Genomic DNA, 24,929 nt, shown 5'->3' on the forward strand with positions numbered 1-24,929 from the left:
GCAAGGAAACGCGCACCAAATTACTATTTCCTTGCAATAAACCACAGCCATAAACGATCATTCAGAACGTTAATTCAATGGCTTAAAGATAATTCACGGCCGACTTAGTGGAGAGGTTCTGTCACTAATTTATGGTTTATCATCTCGAACTGGATCGGTAATTTATACCCGAGGGCAGAATGTCTGCGCACGGGATTATAGAACCCGTCAATGTATTCGCCAATGGCCTTGATTGCGTCATTTCTGATCTGGAATACAGTGCGCCAGATCAGTTCCGCCTTGATCGACTTGAAGACGGTTTCTACCATCGAATTATCATAACAATTTCCTCTTCCGCTCATTGATGGAAGCATTTTGTGAGCTTCGAGAATTCTGCGATACTCATAACTGGCATATTGGCTTCCCCTGTCCGAGTGTTGGATCAGTCCCGGCCTTGGTTGCCGGATTGCAATAGCCTTCTTCAAAGCACAGATCGCCAGATCCTTTTTCATCCGATCCCGTGCTTCCCAGCCGCGATTGCGGCGATCCGGGCAGCAGACGCACCTTCCTCAAGACGGATGGCGACGGGACCGAGGACGATCTCGGGACGACTGAGCATTTTAGGCGGCAGTTCCGAATTAGGCGGATCGACGATCACCGCCGCGAACTCTATCGCATCCTCCGGTGCTGGCAGGATCAGCTTGCCCTGCCGCGCCATCGTCCGCCAGGTGGAAAGGCTGTTGGCTCGCAATCCATAGCGCTGCGCAACTTCATTGACCGTCGTGCCTGGCCTCAAGCTTTCCGAAACGATCTTCGCCTTGATCTCGTCAGGCCAATGTCGGTGAGCCTCACGCCCAGGCTTCCTGGTTGTGAGAAACTATGAGGTCTCCATGGAGAAACTCCCGTTCTTCATCCATGAAAATCTCGATCACAGACTAGGCGGCGAAGGACAATGTGGGGGGAGAACACCGGTTACGATGAAGGTCTGCGTCGTTCAGAATAACTGTTTCGCCAGCTTTTTACGCGGTAAACATCGGCTTTTGCCATCGTATTCAAACCGATATTCAGGATTTGCGGCGTATTCTTCAGCCCCATTCGTAGCCAAATATCCGTGGCCGTTGGCTTTCGGTGGGGTATCAGCGGCGAGGGAAACGGGGATAAACAATAACGCAGCACTCTTTGTTGCAATCGTTTGAAAAGTTTGAGTTTGCAGATAGTTCATTGAATTTCGGAATCCAAAGGGACATTGCAGAAACTGTCGGGATGCAAAACCTAAAAATTTTAACCGATTGCGACGCATATCCGGTGTGAAACATTTGTCGGATTGGGGGAAATGTTCATTTCCCAGTTTATCATTTATTTATATTTCCTGGATCTTACAGGGCAGCTAGGGAGCCATTATTGGGTGTTCCAAATGTGGTGAACGCTGCCTCCGTGTAGCAGGATCCAGATGCCGTGGTAGGTGAGGATATCCTCAGCTTCAATCCGGAAGTGAACGCCAGCGTCAGTTGTTCTCACAACCAGGAAAGCATTCCCAAAATCCAGGGTTCGTATATTTTTTCTTGTCGAAGTATGCTGGATGTAGGTACCAGTTTCCTCGCTGAATTGTTCTTCAACCTCTTTAGCATGCGGATGAGGAATGAACATTTCATCGATATGTTTATATATTCGATCTCTCATTTTTGAGGCCTTTTGGTTCGTTTCATTCCAATCGGTGTAAGTCTCCAATGCGTCCAAAGATAAAAATGTGTGCCAACTTAAAAGTTCTGTGCAGCCGAGCATTTGTCAGCGATCAATATCTTGCGATCAATGCCCAGATGGTATGAACCCAATTGGAGTTTACGCAGCGCTACGGGACAATGCGAAAGCTGGAGCGGCGCGCTAGGGCAAGCCGTCCTGCATGATATTGCTTATGATGTTGCGAACGGTGTTACAGAAACATTCGATGTGATTAGATTGATGGCTGGCTGTTATCGATACGCGCAGTCCCGCCGCGCCTCTCGCTACCGTCGGAAAAAATATAGCCGAAGCGTAGAAGCCGTGCTTCAATAGTTCCTGGGCGCATGCGATGGACGTCATTTCGTCGCCTATTGGAATAGTGCGGATAGGCATCGATGAACCGGTTTGCGCTGTTTCCAAAAGTCTGTCGAAAAGCGCTATATTTTCGCAAAGTGCGATCTGTCGTTGTTTTAGTTCCGGCGATCGGTGGATCTCGGCGGATGCCAGGGCGGCGCCAATTGCTGCAGTGTTCATGGATGCCGAAAATGCGTGTGCAATTGCAAAGCGGCGAAACAAGCTTTCCTGTATTCCGGTTCCAAGCATCAACAAGCCACCAGATGCTCCAAAGCCCTTACCCAATGAAGTAGCGATAATCGTTCGATTTCCGAGATCCCCAAATTGGGATCTCGCATAGCCTTCGCCATTCTCTCCGAATATTGAAACCCCATGCGCATCATCGATGTACAGAAATAGGCCAAATTTCTCCTGTAATCGCTTCAGTTCATTTATTCGTGCGTGTCCTCCCATCGAATAAACGCCGTCACAGACGTAGACTACCTTCCCGTTTTCCTTGCATATGTCTTCAAGTGCTCCGTAATCATTGTGGGGAATTGTTCGTACGGAAGTTTCGTTTGCGATGACGGCTTTGTGATAAGCAAGTGTTGCATGTGCAAAACGGTCAAAGACCATGACTGGCTTTACACCTCCAGTCAGATGCCCTGATGCGACAAGTGGAAGTGCGCTCATATTGGCAGCTAGAACCGTCGTGTAAGTTATGGCACGGGCCTTGAATAGATCAGAGAGGCTCTCTTCCAGTCGGTAAAGGTCAGCGAAGTTCAACCTTGTCCGCGCGCATGACCAGTGCAAGCTGCCGTTTTGGCGGATTCCATCAATAGCTCCAGCAATGATACGAGGATGATTATCCAATCCGAGGTAAGAACATCTGACGAAATCGACGATCGGGTCTTCTTGGCCTTTCAACAAGACCTGTCGTCCCGGGTATGGGGTTGCATACAGCGCCATAACCCCCTGAAGGTGGGCTGCGTCGAAATGGGAGACAGCGGTATCGATGACTTTGGTTGTATTGCGCGCTTCGGCCTTTGAATAGTGCGGAAGCGATTCATTCGAACTCTTTGGCATCACATCCTCCATCGTGGTGCCAACATTTGAGTTTTTGTTTAGGTGCAATGCAACAAAGTATTTATGAAGACTTTTTTATGAAGTATTAAAAAAATCTTTATTTTTATAAAGTGCAAAGTTATTGGGAATAATCAAATGCGTAGCCTGTCGTATGTACTGTACGTATCATATTTTTACCGGTCAATTTCCGCAGTCGACGCCGCAGATTGCCGACGTGAACGTCTACGGTGCGGGGTTGGACATAACGATGCGGTGGCCAGCCCATTTTTATAATCTGTTCTCGCTTCATCACCTGACCGGGCGCATCGACAAATCCTTGCAGAATGCGGAATTCGATCGGGGGTAGCTGTACTTCAACTTCTCCGTGTCTCAGAGTTCTTTCCTCAGGGCTCATGTCCAGGTTACCAAAGGTATTTTTACGAGGAGGTAATGTTGACGAGGTTGTGTTTGTCGAGACAGGCCGCCGATCTTGCAAGAAGGATAAAACTCGTTCGGGAGTGAATGGATGCGGAAAGCACTCGTCAAATCCAGACTTCAAAAAATCTAGGAAAGTCAGCTCGTTGCATGGATGAAGCAGGGCGACAAGAATTATCGATTCGGTCATGGAATTACGTTTAATTGAGGCGCAAAGTTCAAAAATCGGATCTGTGTTTTCACTTGTGTCAAATAATATAGCGTATGGAATCGTCTCAAGGGAGAAATCTGTGGAGAAGGGGAGTTGCAACAGGTTTGGGTTGTACCCCGCGACGCTGAGAATATGCCCCAATATAAGGTATGTTTGGGGATCCTGTGTGCAGATTGATACGTTAATATTCAAGGCAGGGGTCTCCGTCGGAATGAATGTTGCGTCAAAAAGATACATTCAATGGAGTAATTTTAATAAAAAAATCAGAAGCTTCAATAAATATCATTTTTAGAGTATGATGACTTGGTAGGAAAGCAAAATATGTGATATCAAAAAAATATTGGGTGTGGGTAGCTAACATTGTAGCCCGAATATCTCGAGGAAGCTTGCTTCTGGGTATCCGTGGATGAAGCTCGAGATGCGCAAAGTAAACGGAAAATCGGGCTCTGCTGAGTTCATCCGATGCATTGCATTTGTGCGGGGAACATCGGCGGCAACTTTGTTGATCGAGTTTGGATACCATCCGACGACAGCGAGCAGGTGGGCTGATACAGGCTGGTGGACCAATTTTTTTATGGCTTGTAAATTGAAACGCCCCGATCGGTTCGTTCATCAATTGTTTATCCTGAGCGGCCCACCTTGCGCCTGGAAATGGAAACTGTGATAACATTTTAAGCACCCAAACCAGTGCCTATTTTCTTTTCGTCCTATTGGCTTTGTCATCGAGACAAGAACCAACGAGGGCGTGCGATTTTTTGGGTGCTTATTATTGTGAATTTCACCCCCGAACCCACAGATTCCATTTTTGCAGTAACATTCTGGCATTCTCGTTTATCCATTTAGCATCAGGAATGACGACGCTGTCTTGCACCTGTTCGGCCGTCGGCATGAAGCGCTTTGTTTCGGCGGACATCATAGCGATCGCTTCTGTACTTGGTGGTGTACAGGCCAAGACATCGCAAGCTTTTGCCTGGGCGATCGGATTGTCGAGCCAAAAAGCTATCAGTTTGAGTGCATTTTCACGATTGGGGGCTCCTTTAATGAGGGCAATGCGATCGCCTACAAGAAAAGATGCGTCATAAGACCAGCCGATAGGAAGACCTTCAATTTGCATAGCTCTCGCACGGGTAAGCCAAATCTGTCCCAATGCATATTCATTATTGCGGAAACCTTGAACACTTTGGTCGCCGCTTTTCCACCACAACGAAACTGAGGGACGAATTTCATCTAGTTTTTTGAATGCCCGCTCGACGTCAAGGGGAAAAAGTTCGTCCCGTTTTACACCGTCAGCAAGCAGCGCGGCAGCCAATACACGCCAGGGATCGTCAAAATTCGGGAACGCCCGGCCCCCGGGAAACTCGGCAGTATTCCACATATCCGCCCATGTCTGCGGTTCCCGTTGGCCTTTCTTTTCTTTCCGGTAGACGAGCAACGTTGCGGTCGACTGGAGCAAAGCACCGCCCGGCGCACACGCATTCTCGGGCAAATCAGGCCGGTCAGCGAATGCTTTACAAAACTCGCTCAGATCTTCGGTTACAAGTCGATGAGCCTCGGATTCCGACTGGATTTCTCCATCAAGATAAAGATCCCAGGAAACGTTTCCGGCCTTGACCATTGCTGAGGCCTTAGCGCGCATTTCTGAATTGGTGGCGGAGACAATTTTTACGCGAATCCCCGTCTGTTTGGTAAACGGATCGAACCAGGCTTCCTTCAAAGCGCGATCATAAGCGCCTCCTGTTGATGCGATGATGACATCGCTTGCGTGAGCGATGTCGGCATATAAGGCCGCCCCCAGGGTCACCGCCAAAACCAACGAATTGCGAGCAATATCTTTAACGCTTTGAGATTTCATGACGATTTCCCCACTTCTCAATGTTGCTTGGATCGTGAAAGCACGAAGGAAAGTGCAATCAGGCACATTGACACCAAAACGATGACCGTCGAGGCGGCTGCGATGGTTGGTGTCAGATTAAAGTCAATGTCTTCAAACATTTTTCTACCGATTGTCTTGCCGTTGATGTCCGAAATGAAGAACGCGACGGTGGCTTCATCGAAAGAGGCCAGAAAGGCGAAGACAAATCCGGCCCCTATACTTGGGGCGATCATTGGCAAAGTGACGTGGAAGAACGCTCTGCCACGTCCTGCTCCGCAATTCAGGGCCGCAAGCTCCAGTGCTGGGTCGAAGCGCTGTAGAGCCGCTACTACGGTAATCATCACGAATGGAACCGACAGGACTGTGTGACTGACCAGAAATCCCGAAAAGGTTCCGGTCAATTGATGCGGTGCAAAAACCAGATAGAGGGCAACGCCAAGAACGATATGCGGAACAATCATCGGGCCGATCGTCAGTACCTGGAACACCCCTTTGAAGGGGAGCTCGCCTCTAACAAAAGCGAGAGACGCCATGGTTCCCACAACGGTAGAAGTCAGGGCTGTCGCCAAGGCGATTTTCAGACTGAACCATGTTGAAGCCATCCAGTCAGGGTCGCCGAAATATGCAGCATACCATCTTAACGACAGACCTTGCGGTGGGAATTGCAGGTAATCCGTCTGGCTGAACGACATTGGAACGATGATCAGTGTGGGTAGGATGAGAAACAACAAGATGATACTCACGAAGAAGGCCGCGAACAGTTTCCAGGCAAGATTACCCATGCGCCATTCTTTCAGTGACATTCTTGAAGTCCCGGTCTCCGGTCTCGAACCGATTGTAGAGAGCTGATTAATGGACACTTCCGAACCCCTTATTGAGCGCTAGTACTCGTCGGAAGCACGCGACAAAGATAATTGTCATGCCAAGCAACACAGTTGAAAGAGCAGCAGCGAAGGGCCAATCCAGCGTCACAGTAGTTTCCTGACCGATCAGCGTTGCCATCAACATGGAATCCGGCCCTCCAACCAGAGCGGGCGTTATGTAAAAGCCGAGCGCCAAAACAAAGCATAGGGTGGCTCCGGCAAAGATCCCGGGAAGACACAAAGGAAATGTGACGAAGAAGAAAGCCTTCCAGGGATTTGCGCCTAGGTTCAGAGCAGCTCGATCAAGGTCCTTGGGTATAGCTTTGAGCGCAGCATAGATGGGCAGTACAACGAAAGGCATGAGAACATGTGCCATCGCCAATGTCACCGCTCCTTGCGTGTAAAGAAGCTTAAAGGGTTGCTCAGTTAAACCTACGGCGCTCAGAAACCCGTTCACGATCCCATTCCGCTGCAACAGGACAATCCAGGCATAGGAGCGAACAAGAACCGAAGTCCAGAGCGGAATGAAGACGCAAATCGCCGCTATAATCCCTGCAAGTTTTCCTGCTCTTGCCATGGTCAGAGCGACAGGAAAGCCCAGCACGCATCCAATGGCAGTCACAGCGACCGCAACGCCAACCGTGGAAGCCAGGACATCAAGATAAAGACTTCCCTCAACGATGCGTCCATAGCTTATCGCATCGTCCGAAAAACTAAGAGCGATGAGTCGGCCGATCGGATACATAAAGCCGACGACCAGTAGAATTAATAAAGGTAGTACCAGAAACCATGATATTACCGGCGGGTATTGGCGTGCGGATCTTCCTCTAAGGAATGTGTCGAAACCGGAAAACAACGAACTCATGCGGCCAACCTCGTTTCAAGGTCGAAAGTCAGGAGCGAGAGGGTGTCCAAGTTTACACCGACGCGGCTATTCTTTCGCAACACCGGTGACGATGTTGTTGCAGGCAATTGGACACGCAGGTCGATATCTGGAAAAGCGTCTAGCCTTACCAGGACAACTGTGCTCGAACCGATGAAGACGGAAGCCTCAACAGTTCCGGACAGTTGCCCCTTTTTCGGGTCGGAAAAGATGCCGACATGTTCCGGTCTCACGGCTAGCCTGATTTCGGAACCGATAGATTTGTGAGCCAGTTTGGGATGAAGCAGCGCATCAAGTTCCACAGCAACACGTTCGGAGATATCAAGAATGCACTTGCCGTTTTTGTTGCCGCGATAAGTCGCCGGAATAAAATTGATAGAGCCGATGAAGTCGGCAACAAAGGTTCCATTGGGTTCGTTATAGAGCTCGGAGGGGGTACCAACCTGCTGGACGCAGCCATCGTGCATTACCACAATGCGGTCGGACATGGTCAACGCCTCTTCCTGGTCGTGGGTGACGTAGATTACTGTTGCTCCGAGATTCTCCTGAATGCGTTTGATCTCAAACTGCATTGCCTCTCGCAATTTCTTGTCGAGGGCACCGAGCGGTTCGTCCATCAAGATGACGGGCGGAGAAAAAACCAGCGCGCGGGCGACGGCCACACGCTGCTGTTGTCCACCTGACAACTGGTTTGGATAGCGGTCAGCGAAGTCATTGAGTCTGATCAGCTCAAGCATCTCATCGACGCGAGACCGGATATCTGTCTTCGAGCCCAGTCGTCGCATTTTCAACGGGAACGCAATATTCTGCCGAACCGTCAGATGGGGAAACAGCGCATATTTCTGGAACACCATGCCGACGTTACGCCGGTTGGGCGGCAGGGTGGTTATATCTACGTCTCCTACAATTATCCTTCCGTTCGTCGGTTGTTCGAAGCCGGCGACCATGGTGAGCAAAGTCGTTTTGCCTGATCCGGACGGTCCGATTATTGAAACGAATTCGCCTGCACGGATGTCAAGCGTGGTTTCATGGACAGCCCACGTTTCGCCAAATCTTTTCTGAACGCCAGCAAGCATTAATTTCTGACCGATCAATCTTTCTTCCTCCTGAAACCACGTTGGTATCTGTGCCTTTGCATTCGGTCCTCGATGCAAAATGCATCATTGACGTTCCAGACGCATAGACGTGCTCATCCAGCTACCGCGTGACTCTATGAGTACGCGCTGCTAAAACCTAAAATGACGCGACAAAAACTTTGCAAAAACTTTACATGGTCATTTTGTTGCATCATAATTCTGATGTGTCAACAGGGATTGAGGCTTAGATGAGCGCGATAAAATTGTCGGACCAGGCCAATGAAGGGCAGGCACCTGGCCTTGGCGACGTCGCATACCGCGAGATGAAGGAGCGCCTGATACGAGGCGAATATAAGCCCGGCAAGAAACTTACGGTCCGAGCCGTAGCGGAAGATCTCGGATTTAGCTCCACCCCTGCGCGGGACGCTATCAACCGGCTCACCGGCGAAGGCGCACTGGTCTATTCGGGACCAAAAACTGTAATCGTACCGGTTTTAAATGAAGACAGTTTGCGCGAGATCACACTAATTCGGCTCGCCCTGGAGGGGCTGGCGGCACAGCTGGCAGTTAACTCGGTTACCGATGAAGATATTGAAAAACTTAAAGATATTCAGAATTATATAAACGATGCACTGGATCGTCGTGCTTACGAGACGGTTTTGCGGCATAACAAGGATTTCCATTTTCATGTGTACGGAATGGCCGGAATGCCCCGGCTTCTATCCATGATCGAAGGAGCCTGGCTTAGGGTTGGCCCATCACTTTACGATCTCTATCCAGAGTTTGCTGAAGAAAAATACGGCGTTCGAAACCACCAGCTAGCCATTGAATCGCTAGAGGACAAGGATGGCGCATCCCTGCGCGCCGCATTCGAGAACGACATTCGGGATGGCTATCGGCGCTTGCGCCAGGCGGCACGAGCGCGCTCCTCGGCGAGATAGTTTTTTGTTGTATGGGCTTGACCTTTCGCATTTTTGTTGCAACAAAATTGTGAAGCTAACGCAAAAGCATTAGCTGATGTGCGTTTTAAAGGCCCAATCAATGATACCTAGTCCGAGAATAAACCGTGGCGATCCGGTGGAGAGAACGGAATCGTCACGTCTTTACGCCCGCTGCCTGCAGGTTTTGCCGCAGGGTGTGTCACGCGTCACGATCGATATCGATCCAACACCGATTTACATTCAACGTGGTGAGGGCGCCTATCTGGTTGATGTGGACGATAACCGTCTTCTGGACCTCAACAACAACTTCACCACGCTTATACACGGACACGGATTCGAACCGGTTGCGGAAGTGGTTGCGAGGCTTTTGCGTAACGGGACCTGTTTTTCCAATCCGACGGAACACGAGGTCGCACTGGCTGAATTGCTGATCTCGCGGATCCCGGCAATGGAAAAGGTTCGCTTCGTCAACAGCGGGACCGAAGCGGTCATGTTCGCGATCAAGGCCGCTCGAGCGTTCACAGGTCGTTCTGCGATCGTTCGCTTTGAGGGAGCTTATCACGGGAGTTACGATTGGGCTGAAACGGGGCAAACCGGCACCTATCCCACCAACGGGTCCGGTCGAAACGTTGCACGGCCAGGATATCATGGTGCGCCATCCAGCCTTGGCGACGATGTGATCGTGCTCCAGTTCAATGACAAAGAGGGGATTGTTTCGAAACTCGAAGGCCACGCGCATCGGATCGCCGGTATTTTGATTGATCCGATGCCGAGCCGCGCCGGGCTATTTGCGCCAAGCCAGGGATTTATCGAGGCACTGACAACCTTCGCGCAAGAGCATGGCATTCTGCTGATCGCCGACGAGGTGTTGAATATCCGGCAAGGTTATGGGGGGGCTTCGGACCGTTACGGTCTTCGTCCCGATCTGATAGCAACCGGCAAGATCATTGGTGGCGGCTTTCCAATTGGAGCCATCGGCGGGCGCGCGGAAGTCATGTCGGTTTTCGAAAAACGGGACGGTAAGCTACCAGTTCCGCAAGGTGGGACATTCTCCGCTAACCCGGTCTCCATGGCTGCAGGTCTTGCTGCTATGAATGCATTGCCGCCCGATGCCTTCGCACGGCTTGAAGAACTAGGAGATGCCTTGCGTTCGCGTCTCTCGCAGATCGCTCAGTCGCGGCAGGCTCCCTATTCGATCACTGGAGCCGCTTCCCTCTTCCGCATTCATCCCAACCGTGAAGCTCCGACTGATTATCGCGCTTCAATCATGTCGCCTGATCGGGCTATGCGCATGCGAGAGCTCACACGGTACTTCGTCCGGAATGGTGTTCTGTTGCCCTTTGGAGCCGCGGCCAGCCTATCGACCCCGATGGGCGAAAAAGAGGTCGACCTCATTGCCTCGCTTTTTGATGATTTCCTTGCACAAAACCCCGTACGGGAGGACCATCCATGAAACATGTCGCAATTACAGACAGCGTTGCCGAACGTATCGCACAAGCACTTGTCCGCCATGGCGTGGAGGTGATCTTCGCACAGAGTTTGCCTTCCGCTGTTATTCTTGCAGCCGAAGCTCACGGCATTCGCCAGATCGCCTATCGTCAGGAGAATATGGGCGGAGCGATGGCGGATGGCTATGCCCGGGTTTCCGGCAAGGTGAGTGTCGTCGCGGCGCAGAACGGTCCCGCAGCGACGCTGCTTGTTCCGCCACTAGCCGAAGCTATGAAGGCGAGTATTCCAGTGGTCGCGCTTGTACAGGATGTCGAGCGAAACCAAACTGACAAGAACGCCTTTCAGGATATCGACCAAATCGCCCTCTTCCAATCCTGTACTAAATGGGTCCGTCGACTTAATGTAGCCGAGCGCGTCGATGACTACATTGATGCGGCTTTTACCGCCGCGGCAAGTGGGCGGGCCGGACCGGTTGCGCTTTTGTTACCGGCAGATCTGCTGCGTAGCCCGGCTCCGAAAATCGATAAGCCGAGAACTGCTTGTCTGGGCTACTGGCCGCTTGACAGGTTTCGTCCATCCGACGACCTCATTCAGACCGCAGCGGATACTATTGCTGAAGCCCGAGCCCCGGTTGTGCTGGCTGGCGGCGGTATTCATGCCGGTGGTGCAGCGGCAGCATTGGCTCGTCTTCAGGAGATAGCCTCCCTTCCTGTATTCACGACGAATATGGGCAAAGGGGTGGTTGACGAATTCCATCCTCTATCTGCTGGCGTTCTAGGGTCTCTGACTGGCCCTCGTTCGCTAGGCTTCTACAGTCGTCACCTCATGAATGAAGCAGATCTGGTTATTCTTGCCGGAACACGCACCAATCAGAACGGAACTGACAATTGGCAGCAGATTCCTTCTTCGGCTAAAATCATTCACATTGACATCGATCCCGGAGAGATCGGGCGCAATTACGAGGCATTGCGTTTGCACGGCGATGCACGCGAAACGCTCACGGCCTTGTGCAAAACATTGTCTAAACGAGACTTCCTTCGGCGCAGTATGCCTCGCCTCAATTATGAAGAAAGAATTGCCGGTTTCTGGGCGGAATATGATGAAGCTCGCCGACCAGTTCTTGATGACCGATCAGGGGCCATGCGGCCTGAGCGCGTTATGCAGGAATTGCAGCCCTGGCTCGACCACGACGTGACAGTTGTGGCGGATGCGAGCTATTCGTCCATGTGGGTTGTCGGTCAGTTGCGCTGTCGCAAGGTGGGCACGAGATTCATTACGCCGCGCGGGCTCGCTGGCCTTGGATGGGGTCTACCACTTGCGATGGGGGCAAAGGCCGCTCGTCCTGACAAGCCAGTGGTTGCCATTGTGGGAGACGGTGGATTTGCGCATAGCTGGGCGGAACTGGAAACGATGATGCGTATGCAGTTACCCGTCACCGTCGTCCTCTTGAATAATGGCGTGCTAGGCTTCCAGAAAGATGCGGAAACCGTAAAATTCGGCCGCTATACAACGGCGTGCCATTTTGCACCGGTCGATCACGCGGCGGTCGCTTCAGCGTGCGGATGTCGATCTGCCACCGTCGATAATGCTACTGACTTATCGGAGCAGCTACGTCTGAGTATTGAAAGCTGTAAACCCTCGCTCATCGAAGTTATTACCGATCACGACGCTCATCCTCCGCTTTCTCTTTTTGCGGCAATGGATCAGGCAGCATGACGGTTGGAGCGCGGGAGCGTATAGCAGTCGTAACCGGGGGCAGCTCAGGCATTGGGCTGTCAACGGTTAGACGATTGGTTAGCGAAGGCTACAAAGTAGCGTTTTTCGGGCAGACACCTCAGCGAGTCTCGGCGGCTGGCGAAATGCTCATTTCGCAATTCGGGGATGATGCCATCTTTTATCGAAGTGTAGACATAAATAAGCCGACAGCAATTGTTGGCTTTTTCGATGAGGTGCGAAGCTATTGGGGTTCGCCAGACACTCTGATCTGTAATGCTGGCGTATCGCCTAAAGCCAAGGATGGCAAAGCTGCAGCGTTTGTCGATACGTCGATCGAGGAATGGAACGTAGTCCTTTCAACCAATTTGATCGGACCTGTCCTTTGTTGCCAACACGTTCTACCGGATCTGATTAAATGGCGCTTCGGGAGAATTGTTTTGGTTGGCTCTATTGCTGGCAGGACGTTACCCAGGCTCGCTGGCAGCGCTTATACCGCATCAAAAACTGCGCTATCGGGTTGTCTTCGTTCTCTCGTGTCTACGCTTGGCGGGACCGGAGTTACGGCCAATATTGTTGCGCCGGGACATATCGTAACCGAAATGACTGGCCCGATTGATTCCGATTCAAATCGTGATGCCCTTTCACGTATTCCGGTCGGTCGGTTGGGAAGCCCTGACGACGTAGCAACAGTGATCGCATTCCTGGCGTCGGAAAACGCTGGCTTCATCAATGGCGCCACGATCGATGTAAACGGGGGAGAATACGTTTCCCCTTAATAGTGCTTCAGCAGGACGATGAATGTTATGTCGAAGATTCTTATAAAGACATCTGACGCGCAATTGTTTTTGATGCTTCGTCATCTGCTCTCGGTTGAAGGATTCGATGCGGAACTCGTATCAGAGATCAGAGACCTGACCAGTGCCGAGATAGGCGGCGAACTGAATGCGAGCGTCTTGATACTGGACAGCGGCGAGGCTGACCTTTTCGAGTTTTCTCACCTCAAGGGGCAGCTTCCCGGTCTCGCACTGATTTTACTGGCAAAGAGCGGTATCGATAGTAGGCTCGGGATCAATGAACGATTGGATCTTGTTCTGAAACGCCCGTTCGATCCATTTATTTTGCTACAGTTTCTCCAAAGGTACCGAGGCGATTTCACGACTACTAGCGCCACACGAGTTGTTTTGACCTACTGCGACCTATTGCTGAACCGTTCGCAATTCAGGGTGTATCGAAACGGTCATCACATCGATCTCACACCGTTAGAATTCAATCTACTTGAAGCGCTCATGCAAAAGCCTGAAATTGTCTGGAGCAGGCAGGACCTTATCGATGCTGTATGGGGTCGAGGAGCTATCGTCGAGCCACGTACGGTCGACATTCATATCGGACATATCCGGCGTGCATTGGTGCGGCATGGTCCAAATCTGATCAGAACGGTGCAGGGCCGGGGCTACGCGCTCGATCGGCCTGCAGACCCGTTTCAGTAAGTTTCAATGTAAGCGCCGTCTCCGTCCCATTGGGTCCGCTGCTTTTTGAGCATGGTTGCTCATGCGAGAAGGCTTCCAGGTTTATCTGGAAGTTGAATGATGGATAATGGATTTGTTGGTCGCTATGAGGTCGTTGAGCCGCGCCGCGGTAACCGGCGATGGCCGGATGACGTGAAGGCTCGCATTGTCGCGGAAAGCCTTGAGCCTGGTGCGCGCGTTGTGGATGTCGCGCGTCGTCACGGTGTTGTAGCAAACCAACTTTCCGACTGGCGACGTCAGGTGCGCGACGGCATTCTGGCCCTGCCGTTTGCGGCGGCAACGACGCCGTCGTCGCACGATGGTGCCGAGCCCGCATTCGTGCCTCTGGCAATCGCTGCGGAGCCGCCTGAGCCTGGCAATCCTTTGTCGCTGCCAAAGCTGGCCTGCGACAGGCCGCAGGCGGGATCAGCGGTGTTGACGTTGGAAATTGGCTCAGACGTCGTGATGCGGATTCCTGGCGATGTGCCGGTGGAACGGGTCGCTGCTGTGCGAGGAGCGTCATGATCGTCGCTGGCCAACGCTTGCCGATCCTGATCGCGACGCGGCCGGTTGACTTCCGCTGTGGGCATCAGGGGCTGGCTCTGATGGTGCAGACCGAGTTGAAGCTCGACCCGCATTCCGGGGTGACGGTGATCTTCCGGTCGAAGCGCGGGGATCGCCTGAAGATCCTGGTGTGGGATGGTACAGGGCTGGTGCTCATCTGCAAAATTCTTGAGCATGGAAACTTTGCCTGGCCCAAGGTTCAGGATGGGACGATGCGTCTTTCCAGGGGTCAATATGAGGCTTTGTTCGAAGGTCTTGACTGGCGACGGGTCATGGCGCAACGGGTGAGCGCGCTGTCGGCGGCAGGGTGAATATCCGGCGGTCTTTGCATTGTTTTATTTGGCTTTTTTGTGCTGCTTTGCTATAAGGCCGCATGTCGCCGCCGCTTGATCTCAGCCTGTTTCCAGACCTTCCGCCAGAGGTTGTCAAAGCCTTTGCGGCGATGCAGTTCGAGCTTAAGGTGGAGCGTGCCGCACGTCAGCATGAGCAGGCTGTGGTTGCCGAAAAGGACGCCTTCATCGCCGAGCTGAAAGAACTGATCGAGAAGCTTGAGGGGCAGGTTCACGACTATCGGCGCACGAAGTTCGGGCCGAAATCGGAAAAGCTCGATCCGGCGCAGTTGGAACTGGCGCTGGAAGACCTTGAAACGGCGATCGCCGAAACACAGGCACGGATCGCCGCCGTCGAGAAGAAGATCGAAGCCAGCGCATCCGATCCGGAAAAAGTCGCTCCTCGCAAGGAGCGCAAGGCCCGTGCACTGCCCGAACACCTGCCGCGGGTCGAGCGGGTGATCGAGCCCGAGAGCATCGTTTGTCCCTGCGGTTGCGGCAACATGGTGCGGATCGGCGAGGATCGGACGGAACGGCTCGACCGGGTCCCGGCGCGCTACGAGGTGATCGTCACGCTCCGCCCGAAATACGCATGCCCCAAGGGTCGAACGGGCGTCATCCAAGCCAGAGCGCCGGCGCATCTTTTGGAAGGGAGCTGGCCGACGGAAGCCCTTCTGGCTGAGATTGCCGTCTCCAAGCATTCCGAACATATGCCGCTCAACCGGCAGGCCGAAGTCATGGCGCGACATGGGGTGCCGATAAACCGCACGGTCCTTTCCGATTGGATGGGGCGCACGGGCAGCGAAATCGCACCGGTGGTCGACCACATGGCAAAACGGCTGCTGTGGGAAAGTACGCGGCTCTATGTCGACGAGACCAGCGCCCCGGTTCTGGATCCGGGACGAGGCAAGACGAAGACCGGTTATCTATGGGCCGTGCTGCGCGACGATCGTGGATGGAATGGCTCTGCGCCGCCGGGCGTGGTGTTCCATTATCGGCCTGGACGTAAAGGCGAATATGCCGCTGAAATCCTCAGCGGGTTCAACGGCACGATCCAGGTCGATGCCTACGGTGGTTACTTTCACCTCGCCACGTCGGACCGGGTGGGTGGCGACCCGTTGAAGCTGGCTTTCTGTTGGGCGCACGGGCGCAGAAAGCTGATCAAGGCCACGCCAAAGAGTGGATCTCCCATCGTCGATGAGGCGCTGTTGCGGATTGCCGCGCTCTACAAGATCGAAGACAGTATCCGGGGCTCAGATCCCGAACATCGTCGTGTAGTCCGACAGGACCTGTCCCTCCCGTTGGTGGACGCGTTCTTTACCTGGATCGCAGCCCAGGCTTCGCGTGTCTCACGCAAGTCTGACCTCGGAAAAGCCCTGGCCTATATGCTGACGCGGCAGGACGGCTTCCGGCTGTTCCTGGACGACGGCCACGTCGATATCGACTCCAACCTCGTGGAAAACGCGATCCGCCGACCGGCTATGAACCGCCGCAATGCGCTCTTTGCGGGGCATGATGAAGGGGGCCGTAATGGGCCCGGTTTGCCAGCCTGATCGGCACGTGCAAAATGAACGGCGTTGAGCCCTACGCATACCTGTGCGACCTCTTCACCCGCCTCGCAAACGGCCACCTCGCCAAAGATATCGATGCCCTGATGCCATGGGCCTATGCCGTCCGCATCAAAGCCTCACAATGAGCTCGTCAGATACTATCCGGTGAGCTCACATCCGGCCCGCTGGTAGCTTTGCCCCGTAGCCGAAATTGTAAAATCAATGGGGCGTAGACGGCGCTTACGTTTCAATTCATGAGGCGCTGAAAAATCCGCGTCCAGAACTGAAAATTTCGCTGATCGTCTTCGAACCAGGCGTCGAGTGCAAAAAGCGCGGCAGCTGTGGGGGCTGTGTCTGCATAGATTCGCCTCGTGGCATCCACAATCAGACTGTCTTCAGCGCCATAACGGATAGCATCCTGCTGCAAAAGTTCCCGGGCGGCTCTCACATTCGAAATTTGCAACACAAGCATTCCTCCTGCGCCCGGCGGAGGGTTCAATGAATAGAGCCGGACGTTGTGGAGACCGCATGACGGCTTTTTTAACAGCAATCGCTGTATCGTCGTCCCTGGCATGTGTTGTTTGAGAATGCACCCTCTTGTAACAGAATCAAATAGTTGTGGCAACAATCGGAAATAAGGTTTAGATGAAATTCGAGATATTTCGAGGAGCGCAACAACAAAGGAAAATAAGCGCTGTAGGATCGGTGGAGAAAACTCCTATCTCGTCGGCAGAGCCACATAGGAATAAAATCGCACAAACTTTGCAAAGGCTTTCTTGATCGACGTCGTTCAATTTTGCAATTTAAGCCCACATTCAAAATAGTTCGCCCTTACTTTTGACCAACAGGTGCGCCCGTGCTGATGAAAGACCGTATTGATCACTTGCCTCACGTAAAGCAGCGTGAGTTGCAGCGCGTGCTGGAAGTTATCTTCGAGGAATTCGAGGATGCGCTCAAGGAGGGGGCGGCCGAGTTCAAGAAGCGCGGTCGTATCGTCAAGACCATTTTGTTCGGATCGTATGCGCGCGGCACACAAGTGGATGAACCGTATACCGGCAAAGGCTACCGTTCCGATTTTGACCTGCTGATTATCGTCAACAATCGTAAGCTGGCGGACTTTGAGTTCTGGCGAAAAACCGAAGACCGGCTTATGCGCCTGCGTGATGTGCAGACTCCGGTAAACTTCATCGTCCATTCTTTGCGTGAGGTAAACACGCGAATTAAGGAAGGGCGATATTTCTTCACTGACATCCGCAAAGAAGGCATTGTACTTTACGAACTCGATCCCGAGCCGCTCGCCCAACCCGGTATTCTTAATCCGGAAGACGCCTATCGTATCGCTAAGGAATATTTCGGCGACCGGCTGCCGCATGCTAGTAAATTTGCAAAGGGAGCCGCGTTTTATTGTCAGGAGGGAGATTTCAAAGAGGCTGCCTTCCTGCTCCATCAAGCGATAGAACAGGCGTATTCCACGTTCCTGTTGGTAACAACAAACTACTCTCCGTCATCACACAACCTGAAATTCTTGCGTCGGATCTCTGAAGGGCAACGCAATGAACTGGCCAAGGCATGGCCGCAAGATCAACAGCGCTACAAGGCGTGGTTCAATATCGTCAATGAAGCTTACGTGAAGGCGCGGTATTCTCCGCATTTTGATATCACCGAGGAAGCACTACGATGGCTCCTGAAGCAAACGAACCTGCTTATCGCTCAGATTGAGAAAATCTGTTCCGATTATCTGGAAGAAATGAACGATGCGCGATAGATGGCGCAGAAAAATTCAGTCGGAAGCATGTCCTTTTTATGATTGTTTCGGTTTGCTGAGTCTGCAAAGCTTATGAATGTCGATCCAGTTGAAATAATTTTTATAGTATAGGCGCCAGTATCCATTAATTTATTGACCGAATTTGCGCAAAAACCTCAGGCGCAAAATCGAACTGTCGCGCTGTGCCTCTGCCCATGGAATTCTTGCCCATTGTTTCGGTCAGAATGCCACGTTGTACAAGAGTGTCCATCGTTTCAATGACGCCACCGCGGGTCATTCCTGTAAAAACCATAACATTTGCAAGGGTTAAAGGCTCATGAGCCTGATGCATCATATAGAGGATGTTTACCATTCCAATCTGTTTGATGCGGGATTGAGGTGATTCATCCGCGAGCGGTTTTTCGAGAATTTCACGAACCGCGAAAACCGCCAGTGCCTGACTTTGCCATCGATCACTTAAAAAGCTTGCCATTTTTTTAACTATGCATTATTTAATCAGTATGAGTGCTGATGACATTACTTCATCATAACGTCGAAAGACGGTCGATAACGGAGTTATGAGCATGAGAAGCCTTCTCTTAAAACTTGCGATAGGGGTTATGGGTTGCGGTTCACTATACCTCATTCAAGCCCCCGACGCTCGGGCCGAAAGCTGGGGATGCCAAGTTATCCTGTGTTTATCCAATCCCGGCGGCCCAATGCAATATTCCGAATGTCGACCGCCTATCCAGAAACTCTGGAGTTGGCTGGCAAGAGGCCATGCATTTCCCACATGCAATGGTATTGGTTTTAAAAGTTCGCGGCCGCGCTATGAGCCGTATTATTGTCAATCCAGATATCGTCTATTTGCCGGACAAAGTGCAGGCGGACGTGCGGCAACATGTATCTCAACATCTCTTCAGGCTGTGGATGGCGCCTTTTGCCGGAACGAAAGAAGCATCGCTTCCACTGAAAAGACGGTCATCTCGCCGCGAATGCAGCGAAACAATAGCCGCAATCAATGCTTGGCATATGTAACCACCCGGCCATTCGTTCGCGAAAAACCGAGTTATATCGATGTGACTATCGATCACTTGGGTAAGCACAGAGTGTGGTACTAAGCCATGCCTGTTTCGTTTCTCGTTCTCGCTCAAACTTGCGCAGCTTTTGTTTCGCCCGAAACGCTCGCCGGTGTCGTCAGCCTGGAAAGTGGTTTTGCCCCTTTTAATATTCGCATCAACAGCGGTTTGCCGCTCAAGCAGCAACCAGCGACAAAAGCCGAAGCGATCGAGGTTGCAACTTCACTTGTCGCCGAGCAGCAGGACATTCAGCTTGGTCTGGGCGGTATCAGCCTTGAGGACTTGAGAAAATCAAATCTATCGATCGCTGACGCATTCGATCCCTGTTTGAATCTCAAAACAACTGCTCATCTTCTCGATGGCTATTATCGCCATGCAGTCGAAGAAAATTTCGACCCGGTAAGGGCTGAAAAACGCATGCTGAGATCCTGGTATGGGCGTGGTGACGCCTCGATCGGTGAAATGGTCCGATACGACGAACAGGTCTTCCAGAAAATCAAACAACTGCGGCCAACCATGGCCAAGCTCGTCATCGAAAATGCCGTGGAGAAAAGGGGCGCTGTACATGATCCATCTGTTGCCCCTGTGACGAGCAGAAGCAGGCCGAGCGCGGCCAATAATGCCCCGGGGGAAGCAGCTTTCGTCCCACCTGTGTCCTCGTGGGATGTCTTCAGGAACTCACGCAATTTATCGGTTCTCGTGTTTCAGAACAATCAAAAGGAGCAAAGCGAATGAATTTCTATTGCCGACTCCGTCCAATTTTCGCCTCTTGCATTATGGCCGCGGCCATTGTGCCGATAGTGAGCCAGCCTGCATTTGCACAAGCAGCTGGTATCGAAACCATTCTCCAAAACATCGTTGATCTTCTCACCGGCAACATATTCAGACTGCTTGCGACCATTGCGGTGATCGTGATCGCCATCGCATGGATGTTTGGTTACATGGATTTGCGTCGGGCAGGGTACTGGATCATCGGGATCGGCGTCATTGCTGGTTCATCTGAGCTTGTTGGTACCATCGTCGGAAGCTGAGCGATGATAAGTGTTGAGCCAATCTTCGAGGAAGACACGTTGTTTCTTGCCTGCACCCGACCCGCTATGGTTGCTGGCGTGACGATGGAGGCCATGGGCATCAACGTCATGACAACGACGATATTCTATCTCGTTGCTGGCTCGATTTCCTATGCTCTTGTCGGCATCGTTTTCCATTTCGTTTTTCGAGCTCTCATCAAACACGACCATAACATGTTTCGCATTGTGCTCGCATGGGTGGATACGCGTGGTCGATCTCGCAATAGCGGATATTGGGGTGGGGCAACGCTATCTCCGCTTTGCCTGATACGTCGATATGATGAAAGGGATCTCAACCTTGCCTGACATCATGAAGCTAAAGGTCCGGGAACTTCGACCGGAAATCTACATTCCTTACGTCCGTCATGTCGATGAGACGACGATTGCTCTTAACGCCGGAACGCTGATGGTGATGATCGCACTGGAAGGAGTGTCATTCGAAACGGCAGATGTGCTCGATTTGAATGGATTACACCGTGACCTCAACACCCTTTATCGCAACATCGCCGATGAGCGGCTTGCCTTATGGACGCATGTTATCAGGCGGCGGAACGACAGTTATCCGGACGGAGAATTTTCGGCAGCGTTTTCGAACGCCCTTAACGAAAAATATCGCCTCAAGATGGCTGGCGAAAGCCTCTTTTGTAACGACCTTTATCTCACGCTGCTCTGGTCTCCGGCCCGTTACGGTGCAGATAAAACGACACGATTTTTTTCAAAGCTAAGACGAGCGCAAAATGTCGAACTTGATGAGGAGGCATTTAAAGATCTCCAGGACAAGGTAATTGATGTAACTGCAGGCCTGGAGCGGTTTCACCCGCGCGTGCTTTCGCTTTATGAGCGAGGCGGGCTTGTGTATTCACAACTGAGCGAAGTTTTGCACCAACTGGTTGGTGGTAGGCGCGAGCCCGTTCCGTTGACGGAAGGACCAGTTTCTTCCGCTATTTACTCTGACCGCGTTATCATTGGGCGAGAAACTGTCGAGATCCGGCACGAGGCTGAAAGCCGCTATGCCGGTATACTAAGTTTCAAAGAATATCCAGCTCGCACCAGAACAGGCATGCTCGATGGGGTGCTCTCGAGTCCATTTGAATTTATCCTGACGCAATCCTTTGCATTCACCTCAAAATCAGACGCTCGATCGATCCTGGGCCGTAAGCAAAATCAGATGCTTAGCAGTGGTGACAAAGCAGCATCCCAGATTGGTGATCTCGAGCAAGCGATGGACGACCTTGAATCAAACCGATTTGTTCTGGGCGGGCATCATCTTTCGCTTGCCGTCTTTGCTTCCTCCGTCAAAGATCTCGCCGACAACCTCGCCAAGGCGCGGGCAAGTCTTACGAGTGGTGGGGCCGTCGTTGCACGCGAAGATCTTGGATTAGAGGCCGCCTGGTGGGCACAGCTTCCTGGGAATTTCCGCTACCGTGCACGGTCCGGGGCGATTACATCGCGTAATTTTGCAGCGCTTTCACCCTATCATTCGTATCCGACCGGTCAGAAGGACAATAACGAATGGGGGCCAGCTGTCGCGCTATTGAAGACGGCTTCCGGGTCGCCGTTTTATTTCAATTTTCATTACGGCGATCTCGGCAACACCTTCATGTGCGGACCATCGGGGACCGGTAAGACGGTCATCATCAACTTCATGCTTTCTCAACTCGAAAAACACGATCCTCATGTTGTGTTCTTCGACAAGGATCGTGGAGCCGACCTTTATGTGCGGGCCGCCGGCGGAACATATCTTCCGCTCAAAAATGGTAGTCCGACCGGATGTGCTCCTTTAAAGGCGCTCAAGCTCACACCTGAAAATAAAGTGTTCCTTGCTGTGTGGGTTGGCAAACTTGTTCGCTCCAATGTTCGAGATTTGACCGTAACCGAACTGCGTGACATCGCTGTTGCGATCGATGGCCTATCAGATCTGCCTAGAGAGCGCCGAACGATTGGTGCACTACGCACATTCTTGAACAATACCGATCCTGAAGGGATCGCTGCTAGGCTTTGCCGTTGGGAACGCGAAGGGCCGCTTGGCTGGGTCTTCGACAATGACGACGACGATATTGGCCTCAACGAATTTGCCCCGATGAGGGCAGGAAGGGGCGGGAAGTTCGTCGGTTACGACATGACGGAGTTTCTCGACCATGAAGAAATCCGTACGCCCCTTATGGCTTATCTGTTTCATCGTGTCGAACAGCTGATTGATGGAAGGCGCATACTCATCGTTATCGATGAGTTCTGGAAAGCGCTGCAGGACGATGGCTTTCGCGATCTGGCGCAAAACAAGCTCAAAACCATCCGCAAGCAAAATGGTCTGATGCTGTTTGCAACACAAAGCCCGCGCGATGCGATTATCTCTCCAATTGCACATACGATAATCGAGCAATGTCCGACGCAGATTTTCCTCCCGAATTCGCGCGGTAATCACGCTGACTATGTCGATGGGTTCAAGCTTACCGAACGTGAATACGAACTGATTGCGCGCGAACTATCAGTCGAAAGCCGGCAATTCTTGTTGAAACAGGGGCACAACAGCGTCGTTGCAGAGCTCGACCTGAACGGCCTTGATGATGAACTGGCTGTTCTTTCCGGTCGTACCGGAAATGTCGAGCTTGTCGATACGATCCGCGCTGAAATCGGAAACGATCCTGCGGACTGGCTTCCAGTTTTTCAGAAAAGAAGGAGTGCAAGTTGATGGCTTCCTACAGACGCTTTTGCGCAATGATGGCTACAGTGCTGACCTTGTCGACAGGAGCTGCGATGGGGCAGGGCATTCCTGTCATTGATCAAACAGCGATAGCCAAACATCTGGAAAGCATCGCGCAGTTGAAATCGCAGCTCGATGTTCTTCATCAGCAAATTGAGAAGGCCGAAGAGCTTTATACCTCTTTCAACAAGCTGACAGACATGGCGGATGTCGCACAGGTTCTCAATGATCCAGCGATCCGAAAAGCCCTTCCGCCGGAATTTGCTGCCGTAGAAGGATTATTCGAAGGCAATGGCAGCGGAGCGTTGAACGATGCTGCAACAAAATTCCTCGACAAAAATACGACCTACAAAACCTCTGCTGACGATTTTTACGCAAATGAACTGTCCCGTGTGCAGAACAAAAATGCCGGCCAGATGGGGATCGGTCAGAAAATTTACGACGCCGCAACAAAACGCATCGAAGGAATTGATGAACTCCGTCAGAAAGTTTCCACGGCAAGTGAAGCCAAGGAAATTGCCGATTTGCAAGCAAGGCTCCTAGCCGAGCAAGCCTTTGTGCAAACCGATGTGCTGCGTATGGAAGGCTTGCGCATGGTTCAGCAGGCGCAAACGCAGGTTGATGATCAGCGCAAGGCAGAAGATTGGCGCCGTCGCATGGATGCAATGAAGGGGGCGCTGAAATGAAAAATTTCCTGATCCTGACAGCGTTCGTCCTCCTGTCCGCATGCACAGAGAAAGCAGAAGCGACCTACACGGTCGAAGACTTGCTGGCCGATCACAGAATGCTGTCGCGCATTCTCGACAAGTGTCGCAACAATCCAGGTAAGTTGCGCAATACGGTCAATTGCATGAATGCCGAAGCGGCCAATAGCAAGTTGCGTTTCCAGAATATACGCAAGGCGCTTGGAGGCTAGCACCGTGTATCACGTTTTCGAGTTTATTGATGGACAATTCAAGCGGCCGTTGGAGATGTTCATATCCGATGGGACGTCGAATATTGCCGAATGGCTTTCAGGCCCGCTTACCGTTGCCGTGACCCTTTACGTTATCCTGTTTGGTTATCTTATCTTGCGCGGTTCGGTGCATGAACCCATCCTGGATTTTGCTTTTCGCGCAATCAAGCTTGCGATCATCGTGACGCTGGTCAAGAACGCCAGCGAATACCAGACCTATGTCACCAATATTTTTTTCGAACAGCTGCCGCGCGAGATTTCGCAAGCACTTAATTCCGGTGCCGCGCCGAGCGCATCGACCTTCGATAGTCTGCTGGATAAAGGACAGAACTCAGCAACCGACATCTGGTCACGATCCTCCTGGCCCATCGATATTGTAACTGGTGTTGGCGGATTATTGGTGATTGGCGTCAGCTTTCTTGTCGCGGGAATAGGCTATGTCGTTTCACTTTATGCGCGATTGGCACTAGCCATCGTGCTGGCGATCGGCCCAATCTTCATCGCATTTGCCATGTTCCAGTCGACGCGACGCTTCACAGAGGCATGGATCGGACAAGTGGCAAATTTTGTCATTCTTCAGGTTCTTGTCGTCGCTGTTGGAGCGCTGCTGATTGCATGTCTCGACACAACTTTTACAGCAATCGAGGGCTATTCCGATGTCTTGATGCGCCCCATCGCGCTTTGTGCCGTCGGCATTGCCGCTCTTTATGTCTTTTATCAGCTTCCAGGCATCGCTTCGGCCCTAGCGTCCGGCGGAGCGTCTCTGGCTTACGGCTATACAGCTTCACGCGATGCGCATGAAGGATTGCTTGCCAAGGCAACATCGCGGAGCGTGGGGTTCATGGCTCGCGGCACCCGCATGATGAGAAGAGCATTCTGAGCGAAGGAG

Annotated in this window: 26 protein-coding genes and 3 pseudogenes; 17 read left to right on the plus strand and 12 right to left on the minus strand. The window is 52.0% G+C overall.

Annotated elements, in window-relative coordinates; genetic code table 11:
• Positions 1-104 precede the first annotated feature (104 nt).
• The 10 genes and pseudogenes from HWX93_RS09655 to HWX93_RS09700 form a co-directional block, all read right to left on the minus strand.
• A pseudogene (locus HWX93_RS09655) lies at positions 105-524 on the minus strand (DDE-type integrase/transposase/recombinase); the annotation flags it as partial.
• Positions 488-814, minus strand: a pseudogene (locus HWX93_RS09660) (transposase); the annotation flags it as partial. The pseudogenes HWX93_RS09660 and HWX93_RS09655, both read right to left, overlap by 37 nt.
• A 159-nt stretch (positions 815-973) precedes the next feature.
• On the minus strand, positions 974-1,201 hold the full coding sequence (locus HWX93_RS09665) for a hypothetical protein (RefSeq protein ID WP_176037238.1): 228 nt from the start codon (positions 1,199-1,201) through the stop codon (positions 974-976).
• 176 nt (positions 1,202-1,377) lie between these two features.
• Complete coding sequence (locus tag HWX93_RS09670; RefSeq protein ID WP_176037239.1) at positions 1,378-1,761, minus strand: hypothetical protein; 384 nt, start codon at positions 1,759-1,761, stop codon at positions 1,378-1,380.
• Between the two features lie 99 nt (positions 1,762-1,860).
• Positions 1,861-3,129: an aminotransferase class I/II-fold pyridoxal phosphate-dependent enzyme gene (locus tag HWX93_RS09675; protein WP_176037240.1), complete on the minus strand. Its 1,269-nt coding sequence runs from the start codon at positions 3,127-3,129 to the stop codon at positions 1,861-1,863.
• A 106-nt stretch (positions 3,130-3,235) separates the two neighbouring features.
• Positions 3,236-3,934, minus strand: coding sequence for a winged helix-turn-helix transcriptional regulator (locus tag HWX93_RS09680; RefSeq protein WP_235969092.1), 699 nt, complete (start codon positions 3,932-3,934; stop codon positions 3,236-3,238).
• Positions 3,935-4,520: 586 nt separating this feature from the next.
• The gene (locus tag HWX93_RS09685) at positions 4,521-5,594 is read right to left on the minus strand and encodes an ABC transporter substrate-binding protein (RefSeq protein ID WP_176037242.1); all 1,074 of its coding nucleotides are present in this window, start codon (positions 5,592-5,594) and stop codon (positions 4,521-4,523) included.
• Positions 5,595-5,611: 17 nt separating this feature from the next.
• A complete protein-coding gene (locus tag HWX93_RS09690; protein WP_176037243.1) occupies positions 5,612-6,397 on the minus strand; it encodes an ABC transporter permease in 786 nt (261 codons plus the stop codon).
• Between the two features lie 67 nt (positions 6,398-6,464).
• Positions 6,465-7,343, minus strand: coding sequence for an ABC transporter permease (locus HWX93_RS09695; protein ID WP_176037244.1), 879 nt, complete (start codon positions 7,341-7,343; stop codon positions 6,465-6,467).
• Positions 7,340-8,455 (minus strand): ABC transporter ATP-binding protein, encoded by a 1,116-nt coding sequence (locus HWX93_RS09700; RefSeq protein WP_176037245.1) that lies wholly within the window; start codon positions 8,453-8,455, stop codon positions 7,340-7,342. The genes HWX93_RS09695 and HWX93_RS09700 overlap by 4 nt, the downstream gene beginning before the upstream one ends.
• 230 nt (positions 8,456-8,685) lie before the next feature.
• Here HWX93_RS09700 and HWX93_RS09705 point away from each other — a divergent pair, with 230 nt between their 5' ends.
• The 8 genes and pseudogenes from HWX93_RS09705 to tnpC all read left to right on the plus strand — a co-directional run bounded on the left by HWX93_RS09705 (position 8,686) and on the right by tnpC (position 16,637).
• A complete protein-coding gene (locus HWX93_RS09705; RefSeq protein WP_176037246.1) occupies positions 8,686-9,378 on the plus strand; it encodes a GntR family transcriptional regulator in 693 nt (230 codons plus the stop codon).
• Between the two features lie 100 nt (positions 9,379-9,478).
• Complete coding sequence (locus HWX93_RS09710; RefSeq protein ID WP_419190818.1) at positions 9,479-10,831, plus strand: aspartate aminotransferase family protein; 1,353 nt, start codon at positions 9,479-9,481, stop codon at positions 10,829-10,831.
• Positions 10,828-12,543 carry an acetolactate synthase catalytic subunit gene (locus tag HWX93_RS09715; RefSeq protein ID WP_176037248.1) on the plus strand — a complete coding sequence of 572 codons (1,716 nt, stop codon included), beginning with the start codon at positions 10,828-10,830 and terminating at the stop codon, positions 12,541-12,543. Before HWX93_RS09710 ends, HWX93_RS09715 begins: the two co-directional genes overlap by 4 nt.
• Complete coding sequence (locus HWX93_RS09720; protein WP_176037249.1) at positions 12,540-13,319, plus strand: SDR family NAD(P)-dependent oxidoreductase; 780 nt, start codon at positions 12,540-12,542, stop codon at positions 13,317-13,319. The genes HWX93_RS09715 and HWX93_RS09720 overlap by 4 nt, the downstream gene beginning before the upstream one ends.
• Before the next feature lie 27 nt (positions 13,320-13,346).
• The gene (locus HWX93_RS09725) at positions 13,347-14,030 is read left to right on the plus strand and encodes a winged helix-turn-helix transcriptional regulator (protein ID WP_235969093.1); all 684 of its coding nucleotides are present in this window, start codon (positions 13,347-13,349) and stop codon (positions 14,028-14,030) included.
• A gap of 96 nt (positions 14,031-14,126) precedes the next feature.
• Complete coding sequence (gene tnpA / locus HWX93_RS09730) at positions 14,127-14,573, plus strand: IS66-like element accessory protein TnpA (RefSeq protein WP_176037251.1); 447 nt, start codon at positions 14,127-14,129, stop codon at positions 14,571-14,573.
• Positions 14,570-14,923 (plus strand): IS66 family insertion sequence element accessory protein TnpB, encoded by a 354-nt coding sequence (gene tnpB, locus HWX93_RS09735; RefSeq protein ID WP_176037252.1) that lies wholly within the window; start codon positions 14,570-14,572, stop codon positions 14,921-14,923. The genes tnpA and tnpB overlap by 4 nt, the downstream gene beginning before the upstream one ends.
• A gap of 62 nt (positions 14,924-14,985) precedes the next feature.
• Positions 14,986-16,637, plus strand: a pseudogene (gene tnpC, locus HWX93_RS09740) (IS66 family transposase).
• 101 nt (positions 16,638-16,738) lie between these two features.
• On the opposite strand, the gene HWX93_RS09745 reads toward tnpC, so the two are convergent.
• Positions 16,739-16,963 (minus strand): hypothetical protein, encoded by a 225-nt coding sequence (locus HWX93_RS09745; protein WP_006472023.1) that lies wholly within the window; start codon positions 16,961-16,963, stop codon positions 16,739-16,741.
• A 390-nt stretch (positions 16,964-17,353) separates the two neighbouring features.
• Between HWX93_RS09745 and HWX93_RS09750 the strand changes: the two genes are divergently transcribed.
• Positions 17,354-18,256, plus strand: coding sequence for a nucleotidyltransferase and HEPN domain-containing protein (locus tag HWX93_RS09750; protein ID WP_176037253.1), 903 nt, complete (start codon positions 17,354-17,356; stop codon positions 18,254-18,256).
• Between the two features lie 124 nt (positions 18,257-18,380).
• Here the strand turns inward: HWX93_RS09750 and HWX93_RS09755 are convergent, their stop codons facing one another.
• Positions 18,381-18,728: a transcriptional regulator gene (locus tag HWX93_RS09755; RefSeq protein WP_176037254.1), complete on the minus strand. Its 348-nt coding sequence runs from the start codon at positions 18,726-18,728 to the stop codon at positions 18,381-18,383.
• 91 nt (positions 18,729-18,819) lie between these two features.
• On the opposite strand from HWX93_RS09755, the gene HWX93_RS22975 reads away from it, so the two are divergent.
• The 8 genes from HWX93_RS22975 to HWX93_RS09795 are packed head-to-tail and all read left to right on the plus strand — an operon-like array spanning position 18,820 to position 24,920.
• The gene (locus tag HWX93_RS22975) at positions 18,820-19,356 is read left to right on the plus strand and encodes a hypothetical protein (protein WP_235969094.1); all 537 of its coding nucleotides are present in this window, start codon (positions 18,820-18,822) and stop codon (positions 19,354-19,356) included.
• A 3-nt stretch (positions 19,357-19,359) separates the two neighbouring features.
• On the plus strand, positions 19,360-20,049 hold the full coding sequence (locus HWX93_RS09765; RefSeq protein ID WP_176037256.1) for a type IV secretion system protein VirB1: 690 nt from the start codon (positions 19,360-19,362) through the stop codon (positions 20,047-20,049).
• Complete coding sequence (locus HWX93_RS09770) at positions 20,046-20,345, plus strand: TrbC/VirB2 family protein (protein WP_176037257.1); 300 nt, start codon at positions 20,046-20,048, stop codon at positions 20,343-20,345. Before HWX93_RS09765 ends, HWX93_RS09770 begins: the two co-directional genes overlap by 4 nt.
• Positions 20,346-20,348: 3 nt before the next feature.
• Positions 20,349-20,690, plus strand: coding sequence for a type IV secretion system protein VirB3 (locus tag HWX93_RS09775; protein WP_176037258.1), 342 nt, complete (start codon positions 20,349-20,351; stop codon positions 20,688-20,690).
• A complete protein-coding gene (locus HWX93_RS09780; RefSeq protein ID WP_176037293.1) occupies positions 20,665-23,073 on the plus strand; it encodes a VirB4 family type IV secretion/conjugal transfer ATPase in 2,409 nt (802 codons plus the stop codon). Before HWX93_RS09775 ends, HWX93_RS09780 begins: the two co-directional genes overlap by 26 nt.
• Entirely contained in the window at positions 23,073-23,771 is a 699-nt protein-coding gene (gene virB5, locus HWX93_RS09785; RefSeq protein WP_176037294.1) for a P-type DNA transfer protein VirB5, read from the plus strand. Before HWX93_RS09780 ends, virB5 begins: the two co-directional genes overlap by 1 nt.
• Complete coding sequence (locus tag HWX93_RS09790; protein WP_176037259.1) at positions 23,768-24,001, plus strand: EexN family lipoprotein; 234 nt, start codon at positions 23,768-23,770, stop codon at positions 23,999-24,001. The genes virB5 and HWX93_RS09790 overlap by 4 nt, the downstream gene beginning before the upstream one ends.
• 4 nt (positions 24,002-24,005) lie before the next feature.
• A complete protein-coding gene (locus HWX93_RS09795) occupies positions 24,006-24,920 on the plus strand; it encodes a type IV secretion system protein (protein ID WP_176037260.1) in 915 nt (304 codons plus the stop codon).
• Positions 24,921-24,929 lie beyond the last annotated feature (9 nt).

The sequence above is a fragment of the Brucella tritici genome (genome assembly GCF_902825325.1).
In the GTDB taxonomy this organism is placed as follows: Bacteria; Pseudomonadota; Alphaproteobacteria; order Rhizobiales; family Rhizobiaceae; genus Brucella.